General features: G+C 67.5%; 10 protein-coding genes. 4 read left to right on the top strand and 6 right to left on the bottom strand.

The window, feature by feature from the left end:
• Nucleotides 1–18: 18 nt before the first annotated feature.
• On the bottom strand, nt 19–366 hold the full coding sequence (locus DY467_RS06870; RefSeq protein WP_164634946.1) for a 5-carboxymethyl-2-hydroxymuconate Delta-isomerase: 348 nt from the start codon (nt 364–366) through the stop codon (nt 19–21).
• Between the two features lie 222 nt (nt 367–588).
• Here DY467_RS06870 and DY467_RS06865 point away from each other — a divergent pair, with 222 nt between their 5' ends.
• Together DY467_RS06865 and DY467_RS06860 are read left to right on the top strand one after the other, a co-directional pair.
• Nucleotides 589–1,134: a GNAT family N-acetyltransferase gene (locus DY467_RS06865; RefSeq protein WP_164634814.1), complete on the top strand. Its 546-nt coding sequence runs from the start codon at nt 589–591 to the stop codon at nt 1,132–1,134.
• 63 nt (nt 1,135–1,197) lie between these two features.
• Nucleotides 1,198–2,178: an NADPH:quinone oxidoreductase family protein gene (locus tag DY467_RS06860; RefSeq protein ID WP_164634812.1), complete on the top strand. Its 981-nt coding sequence runs from the start codon at nt 1,198–1,200 to the stop codon at nt 2,176–2,178.
• Nucleotides 2,179–2,452: 274 nt separating this feature from the next.
• Here the strand turns inward: DY467_RS06860 and DY467_RS06855 are convergent, their stop codons facing one another.
• The 3 genes from DY467_RS06855 to DY467_RS06845 form a co-directional block, all read right to left on the bottom strand.
• A complete protein-coding gene (locus DY467_RS06855) occupies nt 2,453–3,013 on the bottom strand; it encodes a DUF4142 domain-containing protein (RefSeq protein WP_164634811.1) in 561 nt (186 codons plus the stop codon).
• 132 nt (nt 3,014–3,145) lie between these two features.
• A complete protein-coding gene (locus DY467_RS06850) occupies nt 3,146–3,793 on the bottom strand; it encodes a trimeric intracellular cation channel family protein (RefSeq protein WP_164634809.1) in 648 nt (215 codons plus the stop codon).
• Between the two features lie 111 nt (nt 3,794–3,904).
• Nucleotides 3,905–4,783, bottom strand: coding sequence for a LysR family transcriptional regulator (locus DY467_RS06845; RefSeq protein WP_107344879.1), 879 nt, complete (start codon nt 4,781–4,783; stop codon nt 3,905–3,907).
• A 108-nt stretch (nt 4,784–4,891) separates the two neighbouring features.
• Between DY467_RS06845 and DY467_RS06840 the strand changes: the two genes are divergently transcribed.
• Both DY467_RS06840 and DY467_RS06835 read left to right on the top strand, forming a co-directional pair.
• On the top strand, nt 4,892–6,463 hold the full coding sequence (locus DY467_RS06840; protein ID WP_164634807.1) for a proton-conducting transporter transmembrane domain-containing protein: 1,572 nt from the start codon (nt 4,892–4,894) through the stop codon (nt 6,461–6,463).
• Between the two features lie 20 nt (nt 6,464–6,483).
• The gene (locus tag DY467_RS06835) at nt 6,484–8,913 is read left to right on the top strand and encodes a YbcC family protein (RefSeq protein WP_164634805.1); all 2,430 of its coding nucleotides are present in this window, start codon (nt 6,484–6,486) and stop codon (nt 8,911–8,913) included.
• 10 nt (nt 8,914–8,923) lie between these two features.
• Here the strand turns inward: DY467_RS06835 and DY467_RS06830 are convergent, their stop codons facing one another.
• Complete coding sequence (locus tag DY467_RS06830; protein WP_164634803.1) at nt 8,924–9,616, bottom strand: response regulator; 693 nt, start codon at nt 9,614–9,616, stop codon at nt 8,924–8,926.
• The gene (locus DY467_RS06825; RefSeq protein ID WP_164634801.1) at nt 9,613–12,336 is read right to left on the bottom strand and encodes a DUF4118 domain-containing protein; all 2,724 of its coding nucleotides are present in this window, start codon (nt 12,334–12,336) and stop codon (nt 9,613–9,615) included. The genes DY467_RS06830 and DY467_RS06825 overlap by 4 nt, the downstream gene beginning before the upstream one ends.
• Between the last annotated feature and the right edge of the window lie 24 nt (nt 12,337–12,360).

Raw genomic sequence — 12,360 nt, 5'->3', positions numbered from 1 at the left:
AGGCCGCGCCCCAACGCCCTACGCCTGCTTCAGCCGCTTCTTGTAGGCCTCCGGGTCCATGTCGCGGATGTCGACGCTGAGGCTGGTGATGTCCGGGCAATGCTCCACAAGGGTCTGGCGCAGCGCAACGCTGAGCGCGACCTTCTGCTCCGGCGTTCGGCCCGCCAGCATGAACACGGCAAGATGCACGAAGCTGTCGCGCTTGCCCGCCACCAGATAGTCGTCGAAGCCGCGCGCCCGCACCTTGATGTCGGCCGCCTGCATCACGCCGGTCGCCGCCGCGGCGTCAGCGAGCTGCGCCAGCAGCGGCGCGATCCGGTCGCGGCCGAGATCGTCGCCCGAATAGTCCATCACCAGATGCGGCATCGCCCGTCCCTCGTTCGCCGTGACCACCGCGCCTTCATTGGCGCTGGCGCCGGCGCGGTCAAGCCCGCGGCGGATCAACGCAAGCGCCGCACCGCCGATCGCTGTATGCGCAAATGCGATCGAGCCCGCGCCATCTCGGCGCCACCATCGCGGACGAAGGCTGCGATTCAACGCAGCCAGCTCGGCCTCTCTGCCGACCGAGCCCAACAGGAGCTCTCGAGCTTGAACCGCCCCGACCAGCACGTCACGCTTCACCCCGCGGCGAAACAGGATCTCCCCGTCTTCATGCGCGAGCTGCAGGACGCGTTCGCGGTCGCCGTGGTCGAAGAGTTCGGCTCGATTCCGGGCGAGCGCATTCCAGCCGACAGCGACATCCAGCGATCGTTCGATGCGCCGGGCGCCGAGGTGTTGCACATCATCGCGAACGGTGAGCGCGTCGGCGGCGTGGTGGTGCGGATCGACGCTTCGACCCAGCACAATTCGCTCGACCTGTTCTTCATCGCCACGTCGGCGCACGGCCGCGGCCTCGGCACCGCCGCGTGGCGGGCGATCGAACAGCGCTATCCGCAGACCAAGGTGTGGCAGACCCACACGCCGTATTTCGAACGCCGCAATATCCACTTCTACGTCAACAAATGCGGCTTCAAGATCGTCGAATACTACAACGACCGTCACCCCGATCCGCACGAGCACGAGCTCGAACAGCAAGCCGAACCGGACGGCCTGCCGCCCGACGGCGGCTTCTTCCGGTTCGAAAAGATCTGCTGAAAGCCCGCCTATTTTTCCTCACACGAAAAAGGACCATCGCCCTTGCCAGCGCCCGAGCCCCTGATGAAAGCCGTCGTCGTCGAAGACTATGCCGCGATCGACCAGGTCGCGTTGAAACAGATCGCGCGGCCGGCGGTGACACCGGGATCGGTGCGGGTCCGGGTGCAGGCGGTCGGCATCGGCTTCGTCGACGGCCTCAAAGTACAGGGCCGCTATCAGACCAAGGATCCGCTGCCGTTCATTCCCGGCACGGAATTCGCCGGCGTGATCGACGCGGCCGGCGACGGCGTCGCCAACCTCGCGCCCGGCCAGATGGTGATGGGAATGGCGCGCTCCGGCGCGCTCGCCGAATACATCGTGGTGCCGGCCGAAGCGGTCGCGCCGCTGCCGGACGGCGTCTCGGCGGAAGAAGGCGCCTCGTTCCGCGCCAACTACCTCACCGCCTATTACGCCCTGGCCGAGCGCGCCCGGCTGCAGCGGGACGAGATCCTGCTGGTGCTCGGCGCCGCCGGCGGCGTCGGCACCGCGGCGATCCAGATCGGCAAGCTGCTCGGCGCCCGTGTCATCGCCGGAGCATCCACCGCGCAGAAGCGCGACTTCGCGCTGGGGCTCGGCGCCGACGCCGTGATCGACTACACCCAGCCGGATTGGCGCGACACCTTCAAGACGCTGACCGGCGGGCACGGCGCCGACGTGATCTTCGATCCGATCGGCGGGCCGGTCGCGGTCGAGGCGTTTCGCTCGATCGCCTGGAACGGCCGCCACATCGTCGTCGGGTTCGCGGCCGGCAGCATCCCGGCGCTGCCGTTCAACCTGCCGCTGCTGAAAGGCGGCAACCTGCTCGGCGTCGACCTCGCCCAGCTGCCGCGGCGCGAGCCGGAGGTGCTGGCGCGCTGCACCGCCGAGCTGTCGCGCCTGCTCGCCAGCGGCGCACTGAAGCCGGCGATCGTCTCGGCCTTCGCGCTCGAAGATTTCCGCGCCGCCTTCACCACCCTCGCCGGCCGCGACGCGCTCGGCAAAGTGGTCATCCGGATCGCGCCGTAGCGCAGGGGAATTGCCACACCGTCATGGCGAGCGAAGGGAAGCAATCCAGAGCTCCGTGCACTAAGCCTGGATTGCTTCGTCGCTGCGCTCCTCGCAATGACGAACTTTCGAGCGTGCGCCGTCGTAAAGCCTCTCCACGCGGACCAACGTCATGCGCGGGCTTGACCCGCGCATCCATCGCGTGCGTCAGCACGAACTTTCCGCAGGAGATGGATTGCCGGGTCGAGCTTGGCAATGACGTGATACCCACACTCATGATCGCACGTCGCAGCGCTTACTTCGCCGGCGAGGTCCCGACCGTCGCGGCGTTGCCGCTGCCGAGCTGCTGCGCCATCTGCAGATGATGCTCGAGCACCGGCAGCGTCTGCGCGGCCCATTGCTTCAGCTCGGGGAAGTCGCCATTGCCCGCATAACCGTGGAACAGCGTCACCGCCTGCTGATGCGCCTGCACCTGCTGCTCGGCATAGGTCGCGGCGAAGGCGTCGCCTTCGGTGGCGTTGAGCTTGTCGAGCAGCGCCTGATGCGGCGGATCGAGCTGGCTCGGGACGTCGACCTTCAGCCCGCGTTGCGCGATCAGGCGGCGGACGTCGGCTGAAGTCTTACCATGGTCCTGCAGCATCTGATTCGCGAACTGCTTCTGCGCGTCGGTGCCGCGGGCGAGCGCAAGCCGCGCCGAGGCGGTCTCGAACAGATCCGAGATCGCGACCTGCTGGATGAAGCCCGCCGTGGTCGAGCTGATCGCGACTGGCGGCGCGCCGGGCGCCTGCGCAGCCGATTGCGCGGCCGCGGGAGTGGCGAGCAGCATGCCGCTCAACAAAATGATGGCGCCCTTCATATCGGTGTCTCCTGATGTCCGCGTGGCGAGGAAGCCGCGCCCGGAACTCATCGGCGCGGGTCTGTTGATCGATGCAACTCGACCGCGAACGCTCCGTTCCTGGCTGCGACACCGACGCGGGATCACCGCCCGCTAATCACCCTCGCCCGGCTTGTCGCCCGGCGCCGGCTCCTCGATCTTCGCCACCGGCAACCGCCAGCCGCGGCGGATCGCGGCGACGCGCAGCGCAAAGCACGCCAGCAGTGCCGCGGTGGTGACCGGCCCGTCGGGCCAGTGCAGCATCTGGCCGAGCACGATGATCGCCGCGGCGATCGCCGCCGCCACCGCATACAGCTCGGCGCGCAGCACGGTCGGTATTTCGGCCAGCAGCATGTCGCGCACCATGCCGCCGCCGATCCCGGTGACCACGCCGAGCGCGATCGCCGTCACCGGGCTGAGCCCGTGCGCCAGCGCCTTGGTGGCGCCGGTGACAGCGAACAGCGCCAGCCCCGCGGCGTCGAACATCAGGATCGCGCTGCTGATCCGCACGATCACCGGCACCAGATAGAAGGTGACGAGGCCGGCGAGCAGGGACACCCCGAGATAGCGCCAGTCCTGGACCGCGACCGGCGGCACCGCACCGATCAGCACGTCGCGGGTGATGCCGCCGGCATTGCCGGCCGCGAATGCCAGCACCAGCACGCCGAACAGATCGAGCCGCCGCCGCGCCCCGGCCACCGCGCCGCTGAGTGCAAACACGAAGGTTCCAGCCAGATCGAGCAGAACCGGAAACTTGTCCATGATGTTGAGACCTGCCGCCTTCTATAGACCGCGCGCGCTACGCCGCGCCGACTTCGCCGAAGCTACACCGCTTCGCGGGCGAAGTGCATTGGGTCCGCCCCGCTTCCACCGCTAGATCTTCTTCGCCCGCAGCAGCTTGGTCAGTACCGGATTGGGAAAGCGCCGCTCGATCGTCACCGCGTAGAAGGTCTCGACGATGCCGGACAGCTGCTCGGCTTCGATCAGCCGGCCGTCGTCGAGCTCGTCCTTGACCACGATCGGTGGCAGCACCGCGAGGCCGAGATCCTCCCGCGCCAGCAGCCGCATCATCGCCATGTCCTCGACCTCGGCGGCGATCTGCGGCCGGATGCCGAGCCGCGCCACCAGCGCGTCGAAGCCCATCCGGATGCTGCTGCCCGCGGTCGGCACGATCACCGGATGGCTGCGCAGCCGGTCTTCGAGACTACCCTTCCGCCGCAGCCGGGCGCGGGTGCCGATCAGGCTGACCGAGCGCTCGGCGAGCCGGTGCACCACCAGCCGGTTGACGCTGTCCCGCGCCGGGGCGTGGTTGATCAGCACCACGTCGAGGCTCAGCGCCCCGAGCAGCTGCAACAGCTCCGCCGCACTTCCCGAGCGCAAAATCAGTTCGACGTCGGGCCGGCCGAGCACCGGGCGCAGAAACGCCATCTGGAAATTGCGCGACAGCGTCGCCAGTGCGCCCACCCGCAGCGCCTGACGCGCTACTCCGGTGTTGCGCAGCGTATCGATCAGCTCCTCACCGGTCGCGAAGATCGCGTCGGCATGATCGAGCGTGATGCGGCCGGCTTCGGTGAGATGCAATTGCCGACCGCGGCGCTCGAACAGCGCGTGGCCGATCCGCTCCTCGAGCTTGCGGATCTGCACCGACAGCGCCGACTGCGTCAGGTTCAGCCGCTGCGCGGTGCGGGTCAGATTGCCGTCATGCGCGACCGCCCAGAAATAGCGGAGATGGTTGTAGTTGAGCGCGTTCATCGTTCGATTTTAGCGAACGTCATACTGAAAACAATGAATTTTCTTTGATCTGGCCGCGGGTCTATCCCGGCGACGAACCTTCATCGCCCGCATCCGGAGAATAGCCTCGTGCCCCTTGATCTGCTGCCGCTCGCCGCGCCACTGCCCCTGCTGATCGCCGCCGCGTTCGCCTTCGCGCGTCCAGGGCGGCGTCCGCCGCTGGTGCCGGCGATGGCCGAGGCCGCCGCACTGCTGGCTTTCGTCATCACCGCCGGTGCGCTCGCGGTACTGATCATGGTCGGCCCCGCGACGAGCCCTCTGATAGGCTTCGCCGGCGTCGGCCTGTCGGCGCGGCTCGATGCCGTCAGCGCCACCATGCTGCTCCTGGTCGGCTTCGTCGGCTGGATCGTAGTGCGCTACGCGCGGACCTATCTCGACGGCGAAGCGCGTCAGGGCTCGTTTCTCGGCTGGCTGTGCACGGCGATCGCCGCGGTGCTGCTGCTGGTGCAGTCGGGCAATCTGGTGCAGCTCGCTGCATGCTGGATCGCCACCAGCGAGTGTCTGCACCGACTGCTGCTGTTCTATCCGAACCGCGCCACGGCGCAGCGGGCCGCCCGCAAGAAGCGGCTGTTCGCCAGCATCGGCGCGGCCGCGATGCTCGGTGGCGTGGCGCTGCTGACGATTGCGTATCACACCACCGATATTGCCGCCATCAACGCCGCCGCACGTGCCGGCGATGCGCCGGCCGCTGCGATGATCGCGGCCGGCTTACTGGCTGTCGCAGCGCTGCTGAAGTCGGCGCAATTCCCCACCCATGGCTGGCTCACCGAAGTGATGGAAGCGCCGACGCCGGTGTCGGCACTGCTGCATGCCGGCGTGATCAATGCCGGCGGCTTCCTGCTGATCCGCTTCACCGATCTGATGATGACGGTGCCCGGCGTGCTTGCGGTGCTGGCGATGGTCGGCGGCTTCACCGCACTTTTCGGCGCACTGGTGATGCTGACCCAGCCGGCGGTGAAAACCTCGCTGGCGTGGTCCACCGTGGCGCAGATGGGCTTCATGATGCTGGAATGCGGGCTGGCGCTGTTTCCGCTGGCGCTGCTGCACATCGTCGCCCACTCGCTTTACAAGGCGCACGCCTTCCTCGCCTCAGGCGGCGCGGTCGAACAGATCGTCGCCATCCGGCGCCCAGGTCCGATCGCGGTGCCGAACGGCCAGGCCGTGACGCGCGCCTTCCTGGCGGCATTGGCAATCTACGTGGCGATCGGCGCCGCCTTTGGCACGGTGTTCGGGTTCGACCACAAGCCACCACAGTCGCTCGCGCTCGGCGCCATCCTGGTGTTCGGCGTCGCCTATCTGCTCGCCCAAGGCTTGGCCGACGCCGCGCCGCGGCTGTTGACCCGCCGCACCGCGATCTACTCCGCCGCAACCGCCGCCGGTTACTTCGCGCTCCAGACGGCCGCCGAATGGCTGACCGCCGGCACACTGCCGCCGCCGCTCGCGCCCGCCCGGCTGGAATGGACGCTGATATCGCTGGCGGTGCTCAGCTTCGGCGGCATCGCTATCGCCCAGGCGCTGTTTCCGCTGTGGACCTCACACCCGGCGACCGCAGGCCTGCGCGTCCATCTGTCGAACGGCCTCTACGTCAACGCCGCCCTCGATCGCCTGCTGAGCGGCTGGTCCGGCCGCACCACCTCGTGATCCGGCCAAGGGAGCCCACCATGCTGATGACCAAGCCCCCCGTCCCTCAGCTCAATCTCACCGCCGTGCACGAGGCGGCCGGGCGCGCCGCCCGCGCCATCCCGCCGCTGTGGCCGCTGGAGTCGAGCGTGGCAGTCAACCCGTTCCTCGGCCAGACCGGAGAACCGCTGGCCATGGCGGCCGCCCGGCTCCGCCGCGTCGCAGGTGCGGCCTTGACGATGCCAAGGGCTTGGTACGCCGAGCGGATCGCTTCCGGCGAGATCAGCGACGTCGACCTTGCCGCTGCGCTTGACGCCGCACCGCCGACCTCACGTCCGCCGACGATCGCCGATCTGAAGCGGGCCGCGCAGATCGACATCGCGCCGCCGCAGGCGCTGCCGACTGTCGCCGAGCTTGCGAGCGCTGTCTCTGGCTTCGACTGGGCCAGCTTCGTCGCCGAGCGCATCAGCGCCTGGGCGAGCGGTTACTTCGATCGCGGCCAAGCGCTTTGGGCCGCACCGAAGGGACCGAACGCATATGCGGCCTGGCGGCTGACCGCGACCCACGACCTGACGCCTGAGATCTTCGGCCTCACCGGCTTTGCGACGGACGTCGCGGCCGCTCCGGAGACTGCCGAAGCGGCCCTCATCCGCGCCGTAGAGCAGCTCGGCTTGAGCGAGGCGGCAACCGAGAGCTACTTCCATCGCCTGCTGATCAGTCTCGGCGGCTGGGCCCAGCTCGCGCGCTATCGGCTCTGGCAGGCAGAGCTTGCCGGCAGCACCGACAGCGCGGTGACCGATCTCATCGCTATCTGCGCAGTGTGGGAGTCGGCCCTGCTGCGCAACTATCAGCCACAGATCGCAGCAAATTGGGCCGAGGCAATCGATGCCTACGCGCAGCCGCTGCAGCCGACCGGGGACGATCAGATCAACACCATCCTGCAGGACGCGGTTGAACGCGCCGCGCAGCGGAAGCTTCAGACCATTTTGTCGACCTCAATACAGCCGAGGCCGGATGATCGTCCGACGCTGCAGATGGCGTTCTGCATCGACGTTCGCTCCGAGCCGTTCCGGCGCGCACTGGAAAGCCTCGATCCGCGGATCCGCACGCTCGGCTTCGGCGGCTTCTTCGGCCTTCCAATTGCGCATCGGCGGTTCGCGTCCGACGTCGTCGAAGCTCGCCTGCCGGTGCTGTTGCCGCCGCGCGTCACCACTAGCTGCGGCGGACATTCGCACGCGCACGAGGCGAGCGACCGTGCAAGACGCGTTGCCGCGCGCGCCAAGCGCGCCTGGGGCCGCTTCAAGCTGGCAGCGATCTCGTCCTTCGCTTTCGTCGAGTCGATGGGGCCGGTCTATGTCGCCAAGCTGCTCAGCGATGGCCTGAGGGCCGTTGCGCACAACACCAACACCGATCCCGCACCGCAGTTCGATCCGCCGCTCGCTCTCGGTGCTCGGATTGACACGGCCGAAGCGGTTTTGAAGGCGATGTCGCTTACGGGTCCATTCGCGCCGCTGGTGCTGATCGCCGGGCATGGCGCCAGCGTCGTCAACAATCCGCACGCCAGTGCGCTGCATTGTGGCGCTTGCGGCGGCTTTCCCGGCGACGTCAATGCGCGGCTGCTCGCCGGCCTACTCAACGATCCGGAGGTCCGTGCAGCGCTTGCCGGTCGCGGCATGGCGATCCCGGCCGATACGCTGTTCGTCGGCGCGCTGCATGACACCACCACGGACGCGGTGACGCTGTACGATGCTGATTATCCCTCGCCGGCGCACGCTACGAGCCTCGCGCAAACGCGGGCCTGGCTTGCCACTGCCGGCGCGTTGACGCGGAGTGAGCGGGCGTTGCGCCTGCCACGGGCGGCAACGGGCGGCGCGATTGCGCGGCGGGCGCGCGATTGGGCCGAGGTCCGCCCCGAATGGGCGCTCGCCGGCTGCCGGGCCTTCATCGCTGCGCCGCGGTCCCACACCAGCGGTCGTGACCTTCAAGGGCAAGCGTTCCTGCACGACTATGACTGGCGCAAGGACACCGATTTCTCGGTGCTCGAGCTGATCCTCACCGCGCCAGTGGTGGTCGCGAGCTGGATCAGTCTGCAATACTACGGCTCGACCGTCGCGCCGGAAATGTTCGGCGCCGGCAACAAGCTGCTGCACAACGTCACCGGTGGGATCGGCGTCGTCGAAGGCAATGGCGGCTTGCTGCGCGGCGGCTTGCCGTGGCAATCGGTGCACGATGGCGAACGCCTCGTGCACCAGCCGCTCCGACTGTCGGTGCTGATCGAAGCTCCGCACGAAGCGATTACCACCATCCTCGATCGCCACCCGGACGTGCGCGCGCTGTTCGACAACGGCTGGATGCATCTGTTCGCGCTCGACGATGACGGCGCGATGGACCGGCGCTACGGCGGTGATGGCCGCTGGGACGTCGTCGTGGCGCCTGCGGCACAAGAAAAATCGGTCGCAGAGCTCGCGTGAACCGGCAAGCTTAGTTCGGCGCCTTCAGCCGATATCCGATCCCGGTTTCCGTCAGCAGATACTGCGGACGCTCGGGATCGGGTTCGATCTTCTGCCGGAGCTGGCGAACATAGACCCGCAGATACTGCGCATCCGTGAGTTCGTCCCACAATTCGTGTAGGAGAAACTTGTGCGTCAGCACCTTGCCGGCGTGCTGCACCAGAACGCGCAACAGGTCGTATTCCTTCGGCGACAGTTTGACCTCCTTGTCGCCGAGCTTGACGATCCGCCGCACCAGATCGACCGACAGATCGCCGACGCGGAACAGCGGACGCTCGCCCTGCACCTGAAGCTGATGCCGCAGCGCGGCACGTAGGCGCGCCAGCAGTTCGTCCATGCCAAACGGCTTGGTGACGTAGTCGTCCGCACCGAGGTCCAGCGCCTCGACCTTGCCGGCTTCATCGCCACGGCTCGACAGCACGACAATGGGCACCGCTTCGCTCTGGGCGCGGATCTGCCGAAGCAACTCGTGGCCGGGCAGATCCGGCAACCCGAGATCGAGCACGACAAGATCGGGCGGCGTGTTCGCCATCGCCTGCAGCGCGAGCTTGCCGTTGCTGGCTTCGATCACCTCGTAGCCCTGGCTTCCGAGGCCCATCCGCAGCAGCTTCCGAATTGGCGGTTCGTCGTCGATGACCAGAACTTTAATCGCCATGGCACTCACGCTGCACTGATCAGAGCATCGCGGCGCGATGCGACGGGAAGACGGATGGTCATCGCGGCACCACTGCGATCGGAGCGATTGCCGGCCGACAGTCGCCCGCCCATCGCTTCGATAAAACCTCGTGCGATCGCCAGGCCGAGGCCGGTGCCGGGCCTTATATGATCGCCCTTTCGCACACGATAAAACTTATCGAACACGGTTTCCAACTCGGCAGGCGGAATCCCCTCACCTTCATCGCGCACCTGGAGCTCGACCTGACCGCCGCTCTGCACAGCCCGAAGCTGGATCGCGCTGCCAGCCGGCGCGTATTTCGCTGCGTTGTCGAGCAGATTGAACAGCGCCTGTTCGAACAGCACCGGATCGACCTCGATCATCGGCAGATCCTGGCCGAGATCCAGTTTCACCGTATGCTGAGCCAGGATCGACGTCGCGCGGCGCAGCGTGGCGCCGACCAGTTCGCCGAGATCGTGGGCCGCGCTGTTCGGCACCACGGCACCGGATTCGAGCTTGGTCATGTCGAGCAGATTGGCGATGAAGCGGTTGAGACGTTCGGACTCCTCGACGATGGTGCCGATCAGTTCGGTCCGCTGCGCATCGCTCAGATGCGGCGCCAGATCCCGCATCGTGGTCGCCGCGCCGAGCACCGCGGCGAGCGGCGTCTTCAGATCGTGCGAAATCGAGGTGAGCAGCGCCTGGCGCAACCGGTCGGATTCGGCGTCGCGCTTGACCCGGTCCATATCCTCGACCAGATGCACACGCTCGATTGCGAGCGCTCCCTGGTCGGTGAGCGCGTCGAGCAGCCGCCGCTGGTCCGGCGTCAGCAACGGCCCGGCGCGGTCGTCGTCGATCCCGATCACGCCGATCGGCCCTCGCCCTGTCCGCATCGGCAGAAACAAACGTTTGGCGCCGGGCAAGGTGTCGGAGCCGCGCCCCGCAACCCGGTCGTTCTCCCACGTCCAATTCGCGGCTGCGAGATCGGCCGGATCGAGCTGATCCTCCGGCGGATAGCCGGCCTTGACGGCGATGCGGCTCTGCTCGGGCAACAACAGAACGACACGGACCTTCAGCATCAGCGCGATCTGATACGCGGTCGCCCACAGCACGTCGTCGAGCGCAGCGGTGCCGGCGAGCTTGCGGCTGAAGGCGTACAGCGATTCCGTCGTGCGCACGCGCTGCGCGGCTGCGGTCGCCTGAGCGCGGACACGGCCGGCGAGGTTCGACACCAGAATCGCGATCAGCATGAAGAAGAAGAACGCGACGATATTGGTCGGGTCGGTGATGGTGAAGGTGTAGACCGGCGGCAGGAAGAAGAAGTTGTAGCATAGCGATGCCGCGAGGCTCGCCAGCAGTGACGGCCCGAGTCCGTAGCGGACCGAGACTCCGACGACCGCGGTGAGAAACACCAGGTCGACGTTCTCGATGCTGAAGAACGGTTCGATCAGCTTAGCGACGCCGAGGCCGATACCGACCATCCCGAGCGCCATCGGATACGGCCACGGGTTGAACGGCTCGCTGCCCTCCGCCGGCCGCAGCGACCGACTCCGGTTTTCTTCGGCCGCGACCGCCGTCCCGGTCATGACGTGAATCGATATGTTGCCGGAGCCGCGCACCAGCTCGTGCACGGTGGAGCCGCGCAGAGCTTCGTACCAGAACGAGCGCGGTGCCTTGCCGACGACGATCTGGGTGATGTTGTTGGCGCGCGCGAATGCCAGGATGTCGTGCGCCAGGCTGCGATCGCCGCCGGGGATCGCCAGCGCCTCACCGCCGAGCGCCTCGGCCAGACGCAGCGTATCGGCCAGTCGGTCGCGCTGCTGCTCGGTCAGCGACAGACTGCGTCGCGTTTCGATGTTGATCGCCGTCCACGGCGCGCGCAGCCGGTCGGCCAGCCGCTTGGTATAGCGGACCAACCCTTGCGAGCGCTGATCGTCGCTGACGCACACCAGCACGCGTTCGCCGGCCGCCCACGGGCCAGCGATCGCATTGGCCTGCATGTGCGACAGCAGCTGCTCGTCGACCCGCTCGGCGGTACGCCGCAGCGCCAGTTCGCGTAGCGCGGTCAGGTTGCCCGGCGAGAAATAATGCTCCAGCGCGCGCTCGGCCTGCTTGGGCACATAGACCTTGCCCTCTTTGAGGCGCTGGATCAGGTCGTCCGGCGTCAGGTCGACCAGTTCAATCGCATCGGCGCGCTCGAACGCCGAGTCCGGCACGGTCTCACGCACCCGGACCGTGGTGATCTGCGCCACCACATCGTTCAGGCTCTCGATGTGCTGAATGTTGACGGCGGTGTAGACGTCGATGCCGTTCGCCAGCAGCTCCAATACGTCCAGATAGCGCTTGGGATGGCGGCTGCCCGGCGCATTGCTGTGCGCCAGTTCGTCGACGATGGCGAGCTGCGGGCGGCGCGCCAGCACCGCATCGAGGTCCATCTCTTCGAGGGTCTGGCCCTTATAGGCGATGCGCCGGCGCGGGACAGTCTCCAGGCCGGCGAGCAAGGCCTCGGTCTCGGTGCGGCCGTGGGTCTCCGCGTAGCCGATCACCACGTCCACCCCGGCCTTGGCACGGGCATGTGCGCTCTGCAGCATCGCGAAGGTCTTGCCGACACCCGGAGCTGCGCCGAGGAAGACCTTCAGCCGGCCCGTGCCCGGTTCCTGCCGCCTTGCCTGTTCAAGCAAGGCGTCCGGAGATGGTCGCGAAGGCGGCTCAGCGCGCGGATCAGGCATGGGCAAAATATATCCGACCGCAGC

This window comes from Rhodopseudomonas sp. BR0G17 (assembly GCF_010907025.1).
Lineage (GTDB): Bacteria > Pseudomonadota > Alphaproteobacteria > Rhizobiales > Xanthobacteraceae > Rhodopseudomonas > Rhodopseudomonas palustris_H.
This window is presented reverse-complemented; position numbering and strand designations above follow the sequence as displayed.